This window comes from Rhodococcus sp. USK13 (assembly GCF_018343855.1).
Classification (GTDB): Bacteria; Actinomycetota; Actinomycetes; order Mycobacteriales; family Mycobacteriaceae; genus Rhodococcus_F; species Rhodococcus_F oxybenzonivorans.
The window spans coordinates 5767790-5783598 of sequence record NZ_CP069242.1 but is presented as its reverse complement, the minus strand read 5'-3'; the positions used below and the strand labels follow the sequence as shown (position 1 = coordinate 5783598).

At 66.4% G+C, this 15809-nt stretch carries 15 protein-coding genes; 10 read left to right on the top strand and 5 right to left on the bottom strand.

Annotation, left to right across the window (positions count from 1 at the left end; genetic code table 11):
* Positions 1-2: 2 nt before the first annotated feature.
* The gene (locus JQT59_RS29055; RefSeq protein WP_213572992.1) at positions 3-539 is read right to left on the bottom strand and encodes a hypothetical protein; all 537 of its coding nucleotides are present in this window, start codon (positions 537-539) and stop codon (positions 3-5) included.
* Between the two features lie 206 nt (positions 540-745).
* On the opposite strand from JQT59_RS29055, the gene JQT59_RS29050 reads away from it, so the two are divergent.
* The 3 genes from JQT59_RS29050 (at position 746) to JQT59_RS29040 (ending at position 2976) form a co-directional block, all read left to right on the top strand.
* A complete protein-coding gene (locus JQT59_RS29050; protein ID WP_213572991.1) occupies positions 746-1204 on the top strand; it encodes a helix-turn-helix domain-containing protein in 459 nt (152 codons plus the stop codon).
* Between the two features lie 6 nt (positions 1205-1210).
* Positions 1211-2401, top strand: a complete 1191-nt coding sequence (locus JQT59_RS29045; RefSeq protein WP_213572990.1) for a VapC50 family PIN domain-containing toxin — start codon at positions 1211-1213, stop codon at positions 2399-2401.
* Positions 2402-2628: 227 nt separating this feature from the next.
* A complete protein-coding gene (locus JQT59_RS29040; protein WP_213572989.1) occupies positions 2629-2976 on the top strand; it encodes a hypothetical protein in 348 nt (115 codons plus the stop codon).
* A gap of 243 nt (positions 2977-3219) precedes the next feature.
* Here JQT59_RS29040 and JQT59_RS29035 read toward each other — a convergent pair whose 3' ends face one another.
* From JQT59_RS29035 to JQT59_RS29025, 3 genes are all read right to left on the bottom strand, one after another.
* Positions 3220-4341 carry an anti-sigma-D factor RsdA gene (locus tag JQT59_RS29035; protein WP_213572988.1) on the bottom strand — a complete coding sequence of 374 codons (1122 nt, stop codon included), beginning with the start codon at positions 4339-4341 and terminating at the stop codon, positions 3220-3222.
* 825 nt (positions 4342-5166) lie between these two features.
* A complete protein-coding gene (locus tag JQT59_RS29030; protein WP_213572987.1) occupies positions 5167-5439 on the bottom strand; it encodes a hypothetical protein in 273 nt (90 codons plus the stop codon).
* On the bottom strand, positions 5436-5573 hold the full coding sequence (locus JQT59_RS29025) for a hypothetical protein (protein WP_213572986.1): 138 nt from the start codon (positions 5571-5573) through the stop codon (positions 5436-5438). The genes JQT59_RS29030 and JQT59_RS29025 overlap by 4 nt, the downstream gene beginning before the upstream one ends.
* A gap of 391 nt (positions 5574-5964) precedes the next feature.
* On the opposite strand from JQT59_RS29025, the gene JQT59_RS29020 reads away from it, so the two are divergent.
* A complete protein-coding gene (locus JQT59_RS29020) occupies positions 5965-7146 on the top strand; it encodes a thiolase family protein (protein WP_213572985.1) in 1182 nt (393 codons plus the stop codon).
* Between the two features lie 11 nt (positions 7147-7157).
* A complete protein-coding gene (locus tag JQT59_RS29015; protein WP_213572984.1) occupies positions 7158-8306 on the top strand; it encodes an acyl-CoA dehydrogenase family protein in 1149 nt (382 codons plus the stop codon).
* On the opposite strand, the gene JQT59_RS29010 is transcribed toward JQT59_RS29015, so the two are convergent.
* Positions 8287-9765, bottom strand: a complete 1479-nt coding sequence (locus JQT59_RS29010) for a flavin-containing monooxygenase (RefSeq protein WP_213572983.1) — start codon at positions 9763-9765, stop codon at positions 8287-8289. The genes JQT59_RS29015 and JQT59_RS29010 overlap by 20 nt on opposite strands.
* A gap of 165 nt (positions 9766-9930) precedes the next feature.
* On the opposite strand from JQT59_RS29010, the gene JQT59_RS29005 reads away from it, so the two are divergent.
* The 5 genes from JQT59_RS29005 (at position 9931) to JQT59_RS28985 (ending at position 15719) form a co-directional block, all read left to right on the top strand.
* Positions 9931-10530, top strand: coding sequence for a TetR/AcrR family transcriptional regulator (locus tag JQT59_RS29005; RefSeq protein WP_159920744.1), 600 nt, complete (start codon positions 9931-9933; stop codon positions 10528-10530).
* Between the two features lie 155 nt (positions 10531-10685).
* The gene (locus JQT59_RS29000; protein ID WP_213572982.1) at positions 10686-11363 is read left to right on the top strand and encodes a chymotrypsin family serine protease; all 678 of its coding nucleotides are present in this window, start codon (positions 10686-10688) and stop codon (positions 11361-11363) included.
* Between the two features lie 27 nt (positions 11364-11390).
* On the top strand, positions 11391-12326 hold the full coding sequence (locus JQT59_RS28995) for a LysR substrate-binding domain-containing protein (protein ID WP_213572981.1): 936 nt from the start codon (positions 11391-11393) through the stop codon (positions 12324-12326).
* 131 nt (positions 12327-12457) lie between these two features.
* A complete protein-coding gene (locus tag JQT59_RS28990) occupies positions 12458-13771 on the top strand; it encodes an MFS transporter (protein ID WP_213572980.1) in 1314 nt (437 codons plus the stop codon).
* 1 nt (position 13772) lies between these two features.
* Positions 13773-15719 carry an FAD-dependent monooxygenase gene (locus tag JQT59_RS28985; protein WP_213572979.1) on the top strand — a complete coding sequence of 649 codons (1947 nt, stop codon included), beginning with the start codon at positions 13773-13775 and terminating at the stop codon, positions 15717-15719.
* The last annotated feature ends 90 nt before the right edge of the window (positions 15720-15809 follow it).

Sequence of the window (15809 nt, the reverse complement as noted above, 5' to 3'; positions counted from 1 at the left end):
TGTCAGCGTTGGTTCGCGTTCGCCGACGGTTCTGTGCTGCCCTCAAATACCTCTGTGCCGATAACCTGCGGCACTAGTTCTCGTTGTGGTGGGGTGTCATTCCATGCGCGGAGAAGGTCGTTGCAGAGGGTGGTCTTGAGGTTGCGCAGGTGGCCCAGGTCTGATGGTCGCGGGGTCATCGCGGCTTGGAGGAGATGGAGGAACCTGTTGCGTTGTACGCCGAATCTGATGAACAGGTCCTCGGCGTCGGCGCCGCCGTAGGGGGCCCATTCGATGGCGAAGGCAACGAGCGCCCGGTCCGTGGGGCTGATGGAGTGCACGCTGGTGAGGAGATCGCAGGCGTGCAGGGATTGTCGTAGCCAGTCGAGCTCGGGAGAGCCGGTGGGAACGCCGGTGCGGGCGGCGCGTCGTCGCCGGGCCAAGCGGTTGCCGGTTGGGCTGGGCTCGGGGCGATCCCGGCAGAGGGCGCCGGTGTCTGCAGCGGAGGGGTTGAGCGTTGCCGGTGATGTCCTCGGGGGTGGGGCGGGGTTTTCAAGCATGGAAGCCTCGAGCGTGTGAAGAATTGATCGGGTGTTTCTATAGTTCTCCATGCCCCACCGATCCGGACCGGCCATTCGGCGGGGTGAGGTGCCTGTCCAGGTGCTCGCGTGCAGCTCGGCGTGGGATTGGCCGGCTCGGTAGGTGCGCGGCCAGGCCTGGCGGTGGCGCTGATTGCGTGTTCGTTTTTTTCGTTTTATGGTGGGCTATGGCCGCTCTGATGAACCGCACGGTGTTGCCGCCACCCACCGACGATCGGGATCGTCTCGCCGCGCTGAAGGATGTTCTCGCTGGTTCTGAGGAGGTATCGATCTCGACTCCGGAAGGGTCGGTGCCCCTGCCGGACAGTGTCCGAGGGTTACTCGTCGACGCGGTCACTGCGTTGGATCGGGGGCAGGCGGTGACGGTGGAGCCGCATCGCACGGTGCTGACGACGCAGGAGGCCGCGGACCTGTTGGGCGTCACCCGGCCAACGTTGGTGCGGTTGTTGGAGGCGGGGAAGATCCCGTACACCTCACCTGGTCGGCATCGGCGGGTGGAGTTGGCGGACGTGCTCGAGTTCCAGCAGGGTGAACGGGCGCGTCGTGGCCAGGTACTCGAGGAGATGGCCCGCGAGGAAACCGCGGATTCCGGCGATGCCGCTGACGGCTTCATCTCGACCCGCTGATCCGAGATGGCTGCCTTCCGGGTGGTTCTCGACGCGTGCGTTATGCTTCCCCAGACGCTGAATGATCTGCTGCTCACCCTCGCCGATGCCGAGTTGTTCCGGCCGGTCTGGACGCCGGATCTACTCGACGAGGTCGAACGGAATCTGTCTGGCGAGCGGTTCGGGAATTCACCCGAACAGGCGGCGCGGCGAGTGCAGCAGATGCGCAGGGCGTTCCCCTTCGCGGAGGAGGAATCACGCGGATATCGGGAGCTGATTCCCGCGATGGCCAACGAGCCGAAGGACCGGCACGTTCTGGCTGCGGCGGTACGATCCGGCGCGGCTTTGATCGTGACCGCCGATCTGAAGGACTTTCCGCGTGCGGTGCTCGACCCGTTCGACGTCGAGGTCGTCCACCCCGACGAATTCCTGTGCGATCAACTCGATCTGGACCCGGAAGCGGTGTTCGAGTGCATACACGTGCTGGTCGCCCGCAACACGCTCCCGCCGCGCACGGTGGGGGAGTTGCTCGAGTTACTCGCGCGGCTGACCCCGCGGTTCGTCGACGCCGTCCGGGCATTGCTCGGTGCCCCGGACGAAGCCCCCGGCGCAGGTGCGGAATCGGTGGCGTCGTCTCTTCCGGAGCTGACCGACGAGCAGATCGACTCCCTGCCGCCCGAGGTGCGGCAGACGTACCGGCAGCTTCGTGCGATGGATCCGGTCGAGCGGGTGCGGTTCCTCGGGCATGCCGAGTTGGTGAGTGCGGCGTGGGCGTTCTTGACTCCGGTGTGTGTGGACGGGGATCTGCTGTCGGTGTGGCCGAATGTGGATCCCGATTTCCGGGTGGTACTGGCCCGGAACTGGGTGCAGGACAATCGTCGCGATATCGATGCGGACGGTTGGGATGGTGAGGCAGTTGCGGCAGCCCTCGCCGAACCAGAGCCGGATCATCCGTTGTGGGTACATTTCGAGCGCGTACACGTGCGGTCGTTCCGGGCGATGCTGCCGGATCCGGCGACATGGGGAATCGGTAGCGGCACACGGCTGGTCGCCCCGGGAGTCGAAGTGCTCTATGTGTACGACACCTCGACACTGGCGGGTGGCGTGTGGCAGCCATACGACCCCCGCTATGTGTGCCCGGTCCTCATGCATCTGGTCGACGGGCGATGGCTGGTGCGAAACTTGGGGTCTGAGGAGGACCCGGTCATTTGGGGCTGAGTCGACGGTCTCTCCGGCGAATACCCGCACGGGGAGATCGTGTCGGTCGCAGTGAACTGGGTGCTGGGTGTGTCATGGAGGACGCCGGAGCCCACGGCTGTCGCAATAAGGCGGCGATCGGGACGATAACCACTGGGCGCGAGCGCGCTCTGCGGAGAATGTGGAAATCAACAACGGGACTTAAGGCACTAGGCACAAGGTATTTCGTCGTGCTTACGATTCCGAGCGTGACACTCAGCTCCCTGCCCTTGGCCCTTCTACGTGTGAACTATCGACTGGCGCGGCTTCCGCTGCAGTTGGTCGAAGACGTGGCGGTGGCTCGGCTCGACGAACAGGCGCCGATACGGCTTGCGTACGAGCAGATCCTGATCGAGTGTGACCGTGCTGCGGCGTACTTGCTCGGCGATCGGACAGCGGCCAGGCGGGCGACCGAGCTGACGCGGCGGACCGCGTCGGTGCGCCTGCTGATTGCCCGTGAACATCACCGCGTTCAGCACCGTGGTGTGGTGTTGCTCGATGATCAGCGCGAGCGGTTTCTTCAGCGTCGTCAGCGGGGCGTGGGTTCGTTGACATGACGTGTGTCGTTTCGCCGTTCCGGTGCTGCGTGGTCGGCATACTCGACCGGTGAGCCGACGGGCCCAGGTGGGGCGTAGGGAAGTTTCGCGCATCATCGGGGCGCGCCCGCCGCGCGGACCTTCCACCTTTCGTCCGGTGTCAAGCGTGCATCGCATCTGACTTCGGGCCGGGCGCGTCCTGGTGCCCAGCATTCGCAGCGAATGTTTGCGGGAACCGCAGAGCGCCGCGCGGCCGCCGTGTCCTCAGCTGGTCGGGATTGGCGGCGGGAGCGGTGCCGGAGAAGGCTCCGGTGGTGGTTCCTGGGTGGGCGGTTGGGTACTCGGGTTGTCCGACGGTGGGGGTGGCTGCATGGTCGGGTTGTCCGACGGTGGGGGTGGCTGCATGGTCGGGTTCTCCGACGGTGGGGGTGGTTGCGTGGTCGGGTCGTCCGGTGGCACAGGCGCGGGCAGCTGCGGAGGCGGGACCATCGTGATGGTGGGTTCAGGGCTGGGGGACTGCCATGTCTCGGGTGGAAGCGTGAGCGTCGTCGTGAGGAGCGGCGGCACTGACGTGGGCGGTGGTCCGGGAAGCTGCACATCTGGGGGCGGGGTTTCCGGCAGCTGCTCGACTCCGGGCGCCGTCGTGGAACCCGGTGCTTCCAGCACGGTAGCCGGCAGTTCGGTGGTCGTCGTCGGCGCTTCGGTGGTGGCGGTACCGGCCGTTGTGGTCGTCGTCGGCGGGGTGGTGGGAGCGATCTTCTCGAGTTCTGCGGCCAGCTTCGCCCGCCATGCTTCGAGTTCGTTGCGGGTGTCGGCGTCGCGGACCCCGCCGGCACGGTCGGCGGCCCCCTCGAGCAGGTTCTTCGCCGCCTCCGCGTCGCCCGCGGCGATCAGCCGCTCGGCTTCCTGCAGCTGGGAGGTGGTGTCGATCTGCGCGACGGTCGAATCGGCCTGCTGGCTGAACACCACCGATTTGACGCTCCAGAGTGGATCGCCGGGTGCGGCGTTGTAAGAGAAGATGGTGACGCCACCTATGACGATCGCGATCGCGGCGGCAGCGCCGGCGATGGGTCGCAACAGGCGGAGCGTGCCGCGGGCGGCGCTGCGTGCGGAACGGGTGTCGGAGGCGTCGATCGCCGCGATCACGTCGTCGAGCAGCGGACCGGTTGGCATCGGCGCCGCGACGATATCGGCGCGCCAGTTGGTCAGCAGAAGCGCGAGTTGGTCCTGTTCCGACGAATCCGATGCGACGGGACCACCACCGGCGATCGCGTCGATCAGCGCGTCGTCGCGGCGTACTGCCGCGACGTCCACCGGTGCGTCGTCGTCTGGGAGATCGGCATCGGGATTGCCGTTGCGGGTGATGCCCCTAGCCAAATCTCTCACCTACCCTCGTCACCTGCGATGGCTCGGTGTTGAGCCATGCCGCCAGCTTCCGTGGTACTCCCCACGGCCGGGTCCTGGCTGACTTACCGACCACGAGGCGAAGGATCACGATCTCCCGGTGCCATTCCGGCAGCGTGCTGAGCAGTCCGTTCACCTGCCTGCTCGCCTTTCGGCTCCAGCGCCCGCGGTTGACTGCGTCATCTGTTATTTCGGTGACGGGCTCCGACTTGTTACCGCATGTCAGCGAAGAAAGATCAATCGGAGCGCTCCACGTCGGTCGTTGCTTTCCGGTGTGGGTCCGCACGCAGTTTGCTGCCGCACGAGCACACCCGTCCTGCTCGGGCCGACCCCGGCACACTCGGGCGGTCCTGAGGCCCTGGGCCGGGGTCGACGTTTGTGCAAGGGCATCGTCTTCGGCGCGAACGATCCTCCTAGTGGGATTATCCCCCGGCAGCCGGTACTTGGCGAGGCCCGGCGGTTGCCGAGGCGTGACCCCCACGGATCTCAGCCAGCTTACAACTGCGGAGGCTTGTTTCCGGTATACCCCGGTGGCGGTGGTCACCGGCAGCGGGTTGTCGCCGCACCTGTGGATGTGTCCGCCCGATCTCGATCAGTTCCAGTGGGCAATCACCCCAAGCTTCGGGACTGTCGCGGTGTCCTAGGTCCGCCGGCCGAGGCTGGTGGACTTGCCCTTTTTGGGAATTCGTTCGGGGTGTGCGTCGGTTCGAACCGATTCACGACCATTCGCCGAGGAGAGGTGGGGTGGACCTTCGGCGGACTTTCCAGCGAGTTGAACCGCCGGGACACCGCGGAAGCCGGCCGCGGTCATTCGCGCCTTTTCAGCCGTGAGGTGTGTCGTTTCGCCACGTCGAGGTCGGCGTCAGCAGTTCCGAGGGTGTCCTGGGCGGCGCGGAGGGCATCGACGGCGCTCTCCAACACCTCCGGCGCCGTGGCCGGGGCACCGAGGTCGTCCACCGCGAGCGCGGTCGCATCGAGGTCTGCGTAGTTGCGCTCGAGGTCGAGGAGGGTTCGGCGTAGGCCGTGTAGCGCATCCCGCACTGCGGTGACCTGCTCGTCAAGGTCGGCGGGCGTGCTCATTCGATCACGTCCGCGAACACCGCGGCGGCGTTGTCGAGGTGGCGCTGCACGTCGCCCAGCGTGCCCCACTGCTTGCACACGTCGGCTGTCTGCTGGCCAAGGTCGGTCCTGCGATTGCTTCGTCTGTTGTGCATGACTACAGCATGTCGTGCCGGACGGCCCGTCCGATAGCACTTGGCACGCAACGCGCGTCTGATGTGCCGCTCGGCGGGCAGGACGGGCATCGGCGCCCTAAAGGGAGCGGCACTGCGCGAGGCCCGGTTATGGGTGGACCGAGAGACGTCCATGGGCATCTCTGGATCGGCAAGATCGGGGTGCCACGGTCACGCGGAGACGCCGAGGTGCAGTGCTGTCTGCACAAATAACGGCCCTCTGGGCGTACCCGGGATAAAGACGACGAAGTTCGTCGACGCAGTGGGGTCGCCGAGGAACCACACGCAGGTCACTCGACACCCGTTTCGACGGGCGCGCTACTTTGATGTCCTACTATCTCCCCGGACCGGGAGCAAGACGGAAGGGCATCTGATGAATTCTTCTGAACCGATCGTGGTGATCGACGGCGCGCGGACGCCGGTCGGCAGCTTCGGTGGCACGCTCGCCGGTGTGCCCGCGCACGAGCTGGGTGCGACCGCGGCGCGGGCAGCGCTGGGGCGGGCCGGGGTCGCCGGTGACGACATCGACGAGGTGGTCATGGGCTGCATCGGTCAGGTGGGGCCGGACGCCTACAACGCCCGCCGGGTCGCCCTCGCAGCCGGTCTGCCCGAGAGCACCCCCGCCTACACGGTCAACCGGCTGTGCGGCAGCGGCCTGCAGGCGGTGTGGTCCGCGGCGCAGCAGATGCGCTGGGGTGGAGTGAACTTCGCCCTCGCCGGTGGCGACGAGAGCATGTCCCGGATGCCGTTCTACGACTTCGGCGCCCGGTCGGGGTACAAGCTCGGTGACCGTTCGCTCGTCGACGGCACAGTCGCGATCCTCACCGACCCGTTCGGTGGTGTCCACATGGGCCGCACCGCCGAGGCCGTCGCCCGCAAGTGCGACGTGAGTCGGCAGCAGCAGGACGAGTTCGCTGTCGAGAGCCAGCGCCGCGCCGCCACCGACGCCGCGAAGGCCGCATTCGCCGAGGAGATCACCCCGGTCGCGATCAGCGGGCGCCGGCCGATCACCGTCGAGGTCGACGAGCACCCCAAACCCGGCACCACCCTCGAGACCCTGGCGAAGCTGCGTCCGGCGTTCGAGGAGGGCGGCTCGGTGACCGCCGGCAACGCGTCCGGTATCAACGACGGAGCCGCGGCCCTGGTGCTGGCCACCCAGTCCGCCGCCCGCGAGAAGGGCCTGACCGGGCTCGTCACCCTCGAGGCCGTCGCGACCGCGGCGATGGACCCGGGTCTGATGGGGTACGCCCCCGTTCTGGCGCTCCAGAAGCTGTTCGAGCAGACCGGCACCACCCCGGGTGATATCGACGTGATCGAGCTCAACGAGGCGTTCGCGTCGCAGGCGGTCGCGGTGATCCGGGACGCCAAGCTCGACCCGGAAAAGACCAACCCGTACGGCGGGGCCATCGCGCTCGGGCATCCGGTCGGCGCCACCGGCGCCATCCTGAGCTTGCGGGTCGCCAAGGACCTGGTCCGCCGGGACCTCGAACTGGGCATCGTCACCATGTGCATCGGTGGGGGCCAGGCCCTCGCCGCGCTGTTCCGTCGAGTCTGAGGCGTACGGACATGAAGAAGCATGTCCCATCGTGGCACGACGACGAAGTAAGGGCCTTGTCCGAGCTCGCGACCGGGTTCTTCGAGCGAGAAGTGGTCGCGCACAACGACAAGTGGGACGCGCAACATCGCATCGACCGATCTGTGTGGCACACTGCCGGTCAGCTCGGACTGTTGTGCTGCTCCGTGCCCGAGGAATACGGCGGGGGCGGGGGCACGTTCGCCCACGACCTTGCCGTGTTCGAGGCCCAGGGCTACGCCGGTGACCTCGCGTTCGGAATCGCCGTGCACAGCGGTATCGTCGCGCACTACCTCGTCGAGTACGGCTCGGAAGCGCAGAAGAAGGCGTGGCTGCCGGGAATGGCGACCGGGGAAATCCTCGGTGCGATCGGCATGACGGAGCCGGGCGCCGGTTCCGACTTGAAGGCGATCAAAACCACGGCCATCCGTGACGGCGACGACTATGTGATCAACGGTTCGAAGACGTTCATCACCAACGGTGCGTCCGCCGACATGATTGTGCTGGCGGTCAAGACCGATCCGAAGGCCGGCGCCAAGGGTGTGTCGCTGGTGATCGTCGATCTGCGGGACTGTCCCGGCTTCACCGTCGGACGCGTCCTCGACAAGGTGGGCCAGCAGGGGGCCGACACCTCGGAGTTGTCTTTCACCGACGTGCGGATACCCGTCGATAATCTGCTCGGTGAGTCCGAGGGGCAGGGCTTCGGGCAGTTGATGGCCCAGTTGGTGCAGGAACGGTTGATCATCGGGGCGCAGGCCGCGGGTGCGATGAAGCGTGCGGTCGAAGACACCGTGGCGTACACGAAGTCGCGGCAGGCGTTCGGTCACAGCCTGTTCGAGTTCCAGAACACTGCGTTCGAGCTTGCCGAATGCCAGACCATCGCGCGCACCTGCCAGGTGTTCCTCGACCATTGCATCGAGGCGCATCTGCGCGGTGAACTCGACCCGTCCGAGGCGGCCATGGTCAAGTACTGGCTCACCGAGAAACAGTGCGAGGTGATCGACCGCTGCGTCCAATTGCACGGTGGATACGGCTACATGCGCGAGTACCTCATCGCCCGCATGTACGAGGACGCCCGCGTCCAGAAGATCTACGCGGGCGCCAACGAGGTGATGAAGGGCATCATCGCGAAGTCGCTGTAACCGCAGGCTCGCGCGACACCTCGTACGCCGCCTCGTCGAAACGGCCGAGGCGGCGACGCATTCGATCGGTCGACCACGGCCAGTTGAAGCTGTTGCGCCCGTTGACGTCCAGGAAGTAGCTCTGGCACCCACCCGCGTTGTAGACGGTGGTGGCCAGAGCCTTCTGCACCTGCGCGTTGAAGGCGTCCTGCACCTCTCGGCGCGGTTCCCACCGGCTCCACCCCCTGTTGCGGGCGTGCGTGAGCGCCTGCATCACGTAGTCGAGTTGCGCCTCGAGGATCATGAATGCCGAAGTGTGGCCGGTGCCCAGCGCGGGTCCCAGCAGGACGAAGGCGTTGGGGAAGCCAGCGACGGTGGTGCCCAGATACGCCTGAGGACTGCCCTTCCAGTGATCGTCGAGGCTCCGGCCCTCGCCATCGAAAACTCGTGCCCCGATCGGCATGTCGAGAATGTGGAAGCCGGTGCCGAAGACGATGGCGTCCACCTCCCGTTCCTCGCCGTCGGTGCCCACCACCACGTTCCCACGCACCGACGCGACGGCATTGGCATGCACCTCCACGTTCGGCTGCGTCAGCGCCGGATAGTACGTGTTCGACATCAGCAGGCGCTTGCACCCGAGCGTGTAATCGGGCGTCAGGGACGCTCGGAGTTCGCGATCACGCACCTGGGCCAGCAACTGTGCCTTACCGATCTGCTGTACCACCTTCAGAATCCAGGGGTGCCGGAATCCGAGTCCGAGCGACTCCATGATGGCGTACTCGACCCGCCGCAACGCCCGGATCGCGCCGGGAACCCGGTGCAGGACGGCGCGCTCGACGCCGCGCAGTGCGACATCGGGTTTGGGTAGAACCCACTGCGCCGTCCGCTGGTAAAGGTGCAGTTCCGCCACGTGCGGTTGGATCGCGGGAACGAACTGCACCGCGGACGCCCCGGTTCCGACGACGGCGACGCGTCGACCGGTGAGGTCGAAGTCGTGGTTCCAGCGGGACGAGTGGAAGACCTCACCGGGAAAGGTGTCGAGTCCGGGGACGTCGGGGACGAGCGGTTCGTTCCATGGTCCCGCCGCGGCGATGATCGCGTCGGACGTGAAGGTTCCTGCGGTGGTGGCGACCGTCCATCGCCGGGTGTCCTCGTTCCACTGAGCGCGCTGGACTTCGGTTCCGAACTGCACGTGCCCGGGAATTCCGTGGTGGCCGGCCGTCCGCTCGATGTAGCGGCGAATCTCCTCCTGCCCGGCGAACAGTCGAGACCATTCCCTGTTGGGGGCAAAGGAATAGGAATACAGAGCGGAGGGTACGTCACACGCGCAGCCCGGGTAGGTGTTGTCGCGCCAGGTCCCGCCGAGCGCGTCGCCCTTCTCGAGAATCACGAAATTCTCGATGCCGTTCTGTTTCAGCCGGATGGCCGCTCCGATGCCGGATATGCCGGCGCCGATGACGAGGATGTCGTAGTGCGTCATGCGCGCATTCCCTTCGCGAGTTGAGTTCGAGTGCTACCAACGACCACCAAGCCGCTACTGAGATGTGTGTCACTGGGCGTCATACACAGAACCTAGCAGATTTCAGATACCGACGGTATATGAAAAGTTGGATTAATCTCGAAGGCCGCCGAAGAAAGGGTGCACATGGGGCGTTTGACCAGGTCGGAGAGTCAGGCGCAGACGCGTGCGCACCTCGTGTCCACGGCACGGGACCTGTTTCTGGCCGACGGCTACGCGGGAACGTCGCTCGAAAAGGTCGCCGACGCGGCCGGCTACTCGAAGGGCGCGGTCTACTCCAATTTCAAGAACAAGAAGGAGTTGTGCCTCGAGGTCCTCGGTTTGATCCACGCGACGAAAGGCGCCGAAATCGCAGCGGCGCTCGGCCACGGTGACACCGCGGAAGACCGGCTCGGCGCATTCGAGTCCTGGGCGGAGAACACTCTCGGTGACGTGGGATGGACGATGCTCGAGTTCGAACTGATCGTGCTCTCCCGGCACGATCCGGAGCTGCGCGAGGCGCTCACCGCCACACTCGGCGCCGCGCGCGACATCGCGGTGAACCTCTTGACGTCGTTCACGGAGTCGCTCGGGGTCACGCTGCCGATGCCGGCCGAGGACGCGGCGAGCAGCATCCTCGGTCTGGGCGTGGGCCTGGGCATTCAGCGCGCGATCGATCCCACGATCTCCGCCCGCGTCGTCACCGACAGCCTGCGGGTGTTGCTGGCCACGAGCTCCCCGATGTGAGTGAGACAGTGCGTCCCCGGCGCACTGTCGTCGGAGCTGAACGCCTGTGGTGCAAGGATGCTCGCCGCCGACTGACGCGCCGTCCGGGGCGAGGTCGGTTAGGCTGTGGCCGCGGAACTTCGGGACCACGCGTCGGCAGGCGGACAGGACTGACCATGAAGAAAGCACTTCTCATCCTCACCGGGCTGCTGGCTGTGGCATTCGTGAGTACGCCTGCAGCGCATGCCGACCCGGGCGTCCATGTCGGACCGGGCACCGCATACACGACGAATCCCGACGTCGACGGCTTCTGCACCATCGCGGCCGTCGGGAATGACGACGCCGGCCGTCTCGTCGCCCTGACGATCGGGCACTGCCATCAGCAGGCCGGCACCCCCATTTACAAGATCGGGGAGGCGGACCGCGGACCGATCGGGTGGGAGACCGACATCTGGTCGACGAATCCCGCCGGAACGTTCCATGCGGTGGATTACGCGGTGCTCGAGTTGAATCCGGCGGTCGTCGCGCCGAGTAGGTACGGCGAGGGCAGTGACGTCATCGTGAATAGTGTCGGCGACGCAGAACCCTGGAACATCGCCTGTAAATACGGCCCTACCACCGGCAAGACGTGCGGGGCCCTTGCTGCCTTCGCGGGAATTCACCTGCAGAACTGGGCCCTCATGGGTCCGGGTGATTCGGGTGGGCCGCTCGTCGTGGGCGACAAGCTGGTCGGGATCAGCGCCGGGCTCGACGCCGCCCCGGAGGCGCCGTTCATCTACGGAAAGATCGGTCCCATCCTGGCGGACATCGACGCACAGCAGAGCTTCGGAGCAGGCTTCAGACCTGTTCGCTGACCGGCGGCGCACGTTACCGTGTCGTTCATGCCCCGGACCGACAACGTTCCCGCGTACACGATGCGCCAGCTGGCGGCGTTCGTGGCCGTGGCGGAAACGGGCACCATCAGCGGTGCTGCCGAGCGGTTACATCTGTCGCAGTCCGCGCTGTCCGCGGCCGTCACCGACCTCGAAAAAGCACTGAAGGCCCAATTGTGCGTCCGCCGCCGCGCCCGCGGGGTGCAGTTGACGCCGACGGGCGAAGCGGTGCTGTCCCGGGCACGCACCCTGTTGCAGCAGGCGGGCGAATTGCAGGCCGACGCGTCGGGTGCGGGAGGTGTGGTGGCCGGCCCCATTGCGGTCGGGTGTTATCCGGCGCTCGGGCCGACGATTCTCCCGGCCATGCTCTACTCGTTCACCGCCGAGTATCCGAGGGCTTCCGTCGAGTTCCGGGAAGACACGCAGAACCGGCTCCGCACCGAACTCGAGGGCGGCGAACTCGACGTCGCCATCGTGTACGACCTCGAGCTGTCGCCCGAGTGGCGCACCGTTCCCCTGATGACCCGTGAGCCGATGGTGGTGCTCGGGGCCGATCACCCGCTGGCAGGCATCGACGGGCCGGTGCGGCTGGCGGACTTGGCCGAGCACCCGATGGTCCTGCTGGACGCGCCGCCGAGCACCCATCACGCGATGGACGTCTGCCGAGGCGCCGGGTTCGCCCCGCGCGTGGCCTACCGCACCGCCAACTTCGAAACGGCCCGTGCCTTCGTGGGGCGTGGGCTGGGATGGACGCTGCTGCTCCAGCGACCCCGGGTCGACGTGACCTATGAGGGCCTGCCCGTTGTGGTGAAACCGATCGCCGAACCGAAGCCGCCGTCGGTGACCGTGGTGGTCGCCTGGCATCAGGGGGCGACGCTGAGCCGGGCGGCGCGAGCATTCATCCGGTTCGTTTCCACCAATACCGGCGACGGCGATCCGGCCTGAACTGGGCCTCTTCCACCTTCCGCGGATTTTCCGCACATGAACCGGGGATAGTCCCGCTTTTCAAGGCTTGTGAGGCGCGTCATTGTTTTCCTAGCGCGATGAGTGGGCGCGGCAGACGGGAAGGCAGATTCATGACGGCAATCACCGAGGCGGCACCGACGGTGTCTCCCAAGGAAGCTCGCAGGGCGGTCCTGTCGAGCTTCGTCGGCACCGCGATCGAGTGGTACGACTTCTTCATCTACGGCACTGCCGCCGCCCTGGTGATCGGACCCCAGTTCTTTCCCGGCGCTTCGACGTTCGCCGGCACACTGGCCGCGTTCGCCACCTTTGCCGTGGGTTTCATCGCCCGGCCGATCGGTGGCGTCGTCATGGGCCACTTCGGTGACCGGATCGGCCGCAAGTCCATGCTGGTGTTGTCGCTGACGATGATGGGCGCCGCGACCGTCGGCATCGGGTTGCTGCCCAACTTCGAGGCGATCGGTGTGGCCGCCCCGATCCTGTTGGTGGTGTTGCGGTTCGTCCAGGGCATCGGCGTCGGCGGCGAGTGGGGCGGGGCCGTCCTCATGGCCACCGAGAACGCGCCTGCCGGCAAGCGCGGACTGTATGGTGCCGCTCCGCAGATGGGCGTACCCGCCGGGGTGATCATGGCCAACGTCGTGTTCCTCGCCGTCACTCAGCTCTTGCCGGACGACGCGTTCCAGACCTGGGGGTGGCGGGTGCCGTTCCTGATGAGCGCGGTACTGGTCGGAGTCGCGATGTGGATCCGCTTGGGCGTGCTCGAGAGTCCCGCCTTCACCGAGGTGAAGAAGACCGACGCCGTCGTCAAGATGCCGATCGTCGAGGTTCTGACCAAGAACTGGCGGACCGTCCTGCTGGCGGCGGGCACCTTCATCGCGACCAACGGCATCGCCTATGTGTTCATGGTCTACGTCCTCACCTACGGCACCACAGAACTCGGCTTCAGCCGCGGAACGATGCTCACCTTGTTGATCGTGGCATGCCCCGTGTGGATGGCGGGAATGGCGATCTCGGCCGCAAAATCCGACACCTTCGGTCGTAGGCGCGTCTACACCTGGAGTTCGGTGGCGCTCGTCGTCATGGCGGCGGTGTTCTTCCCGCTGATCGACACGGCATCGATTCCGGTGATGCTGCTCGCCATGGTCGTGATGGCTGCGGTTCTGGGCACCACCGCCGGCCCGCAGTCGGCACTGTTCGCCGAACTGTTCCCTGCGCACATCCGGTACAGCGGGGCGTCGCTCGGCTACCAGATCGGCGCCATCTTGGGCGGCGGGCTGGCGCCGTTCATGGCGACGTGGCTGTTCCAGGTGTTCGAGAACTCGATGGCCGTCACCGCGTACTTCGTCGTGATCGCGGTCGTCAGTCTGGTCGCCATTCTGCTGTTGCCGGAGACGAACGACGTTCGCGACGAAGAGAAGGTTTCCTGACATGTCCACCTATTTCCAACCCCCGAAGTACCCGGCGACCGACTTCACGTCGATGACAGCGGTTGACGAGCCACTGCCCGTCGTCGTGGTGGGCGCCGGGCCGGTGGGTATGGGCGTCGCGCTGGGACTCGCGCAGCGCGGAATCGCGGTAACGGTCCTCGAGTCTGCCGACCAGGTGTCGTTCGGTAGCCGCGCCATCTGCATCTCCCGGCACAGCCTCGAGGTGGCGGTCCGACTCGGCGTCGGACCCGAACTCGAGAAGATCGTTCTTCCGTGGGTCGGCGGTCGCAGCTACTACCGCGATCAGGAGGTGCTGCACTTCCAGATGCCGCACAGTGAGCACGATGTGCGGGGACCGATGGTCAACGTCTCGCAGTCCGAGATCGAGCAGATCATGACAGAGGCTTTGCTCGCGCATCCGCTGATCACGCTGCACTGGTCGGCGCGCGTCGTGGGCGTCGTGCGGGCGGGCACGGAAGTGACGCTCGACATCGATACTGCCTTCGGTGCGCGGACGCTCCGTGCCTGCTGGGTCGTCGCCGCGGACGGTGGCCGAAGTCGGATGCGTGAGTTGGCAGGACTTCGGTTGCAGGGCAACAGCTATGAGGGAAGCTACGTGATCGCCGACATTCACTGGGAGTCGAAGCTGCCTGCCGAGCGGATGGTGTGGTTCGATCCGCCGAGCAATCCCGGGTCCACGATCATCATGCACCAGCAGCCGCGGGACATCTGGCGCATCGACTACCAGCTCGATCCTTCGGACGACGCCGAACTCGAAACCCAGGAACACCGGATCAGCGACCGCATCGCCCGGCACCTCGAGTGGCTCGAGAATGACGTGCCGTGGACCCTCGAATGGCACGGTTTCTACCGAGCGCACGCGCTCGCATTGGAAACCTTCACGCACGACCGGATCTTGTTCGCGGGTGACGCCGCCCATTTGGTGCCGATCTTCGGTGTGCGCGGGTTGAACTCCGGAATGGAAGACGCGGAGACCCTGGCCTGGCAGCTTGCCGCCGTCGTGCACGGAACCGCCGACGAGGTGCTGCTGCAAGCGTATTCGACGGAACGCCGGGGGGCGTGGCAACAGAACGTCGACAACGCCGGCAAGTCGACGCTCATCATGTCGCCGGGGAGTCACGGCTACCGGACCACCCGCGACGCAGTGCTGGCGCTGGCAACCACCCGTCCGGAGTTCGCTCACCTGATCAACCCGCGACAGTCCAGCGCCACGCACGCACACCTGTCACCGTTGACCTGGCCGGTGGTCCAGGGCACGACCGGAGTGCTGCCCGGCGACCCGATGGAGGATCGGCGGGTGCGCGTCGTCACGACGAGCGGCACGGTGGAGTCGTCATTGAATGAGGTATGTGGAACGGGATTCGCTGTGCTCGGCATCGGACTCGACGTCGCAGCAGCAGACGTGATCGCGGTTCACGCCGCCGCACTCGCCATGGCGCTGTCGCCCGAATCGGTGCGGGCGATCGTGGTTCCTCCCGCCGGTGTCGAGGTGGACCCGGCCACCGACCTGACGGTGCTCGACGACGGCGACGGTGTGCTGTCGCGGGCCCTCGGCGCGTCCGAGGGGGAGTTGTTCGTCATCCGCCCGGACGGGCTCGTCCTGTGCCGGATCCGCGATGTATCGCTGCTCGGGAAGGTTCACGAGCACCTGAGGTCTGCGACCGCGCCGACCTCCGGTGTCGTCCCCGCTCATACCGAGGCTGGTGCGACACCGGAGGAACTGGTACGCGAGAACGTGTGGATGGGACTGTCGGAGGCACTCGACCAGGCGGACGAGACGGACCGGGAAGGTTTCCTCACCCGGCTCGCGATGCTGCTCGGATCGCAATCGGGTCGACGCGAGTTCGAGGAAGCGCTCGCTGCTGCATCGGCTGTGAGCAGCAAAGCACGTCATAGTGCGTCGAAACACTCCGTGGTGGACGCTTAGCCCGGCGCGCCGGTGTCGGCGTGGTTTCGCCGAGGCGCGGGATGCGGCTCGCGCGCCCGGGTGATACCGCTGGGCGGGTAGTTGCACGTA

Excerpts from the sequence above, each read along its gene's own strand:
- JQT59_RS29010 (WP_213572983.1), bottom strand. The coding sequence starts at position 9,765 with ATGACGCACTACGACATCCTCGTCATCGGCGCCGGCATATCCGGCATC.
- JQT59_RS28990 (WP_213572980.1), top strand. The coding sequence starts at position 12,458 with ATGACGGCAATCACCGAGGCGGCACCGACGGTGTCTCCCAAGGAAGCT.
- JQT59_RS29025 (WP_213572986.1), bottom strand. The coding sequence starts at position 5,573 with ATGCACAACAGACGAAGCAATCGCAGGACCGACCTTGGCCAGCAGACA.
- JQT59_RS28985 (WP_213572979.1), top strand. The coding sequence starts at position 13,773 with ATGTCCACCTATTTCCAACCCCCGAAGTACCCGGCGACCGACTTCACG.
- JQT59_RS29000 (WP_213572982.1), top strand. The coding sequence starts at position 10,686 with ATGAAGAAAGCACTTCTCATCCTCACCGGGCTGCTGGCTGTGGCATTC.
- JQT59_RS29015 (WP_213572984.1), top strand. The coding sequence starts at position 7,158 with ATGAAGAAGCATGTCCCATCGTGGCACGACGACGAAGTAAGGGCCTTG.
- JQT59_RS28995 (WP_213572981.1), top strand. The coding sequence starts at position 11,391 with ATGCCCCGGACCGACAACGTTCCCGCGTACACGATGCGCCAGCTGGCG.
- JQT59_RS29005 (WP_159920744.1), top strand. The coding sequence starts at position 9,931 with ATGGGGCGTTTGACCAGGTCGGAGAGTCAGGCGCAGACGCGTGCGCAC.
- JQT59_RS29020 (WP_213572985.1), top strand. The coding sequence starts at position 5,965 with ATGAATTCTTCTGAACCGATCGTGGTGATCGACGGCGCGCGGACGCCG.
- JQT59_RS29045 (WP_213572990.1), top strand. The coding sequence starts at position 1,211 with ATGGCTGCCTTCCGGGTGGTTCTCGACGCGTGCGTTATGCTTCCCCAG.
- JQT59_RS29050 (WP_213572991.1), top strand. The coding sequence starts at position 746 with ATGGCCGCTCTGATGAACCGCACGGTGTTGCCGCCACCCACCGACGAT.
- JQT59_RS29055 (WP_213572992.1), bottom strand. The coding sequence starts at position 539 with ATGCTTGAAAACCCCGCCCCACCCCCGAGGACATCACCGGCAACGCTC.
- JQT59_RS29030 (WP_213572987.1), bottom strand. The coding sequence starts at position 5,439 with ATGAGCACGCCCGCCGACCTTGACGAGCAGGTCACCGCAGTGCGGGAT.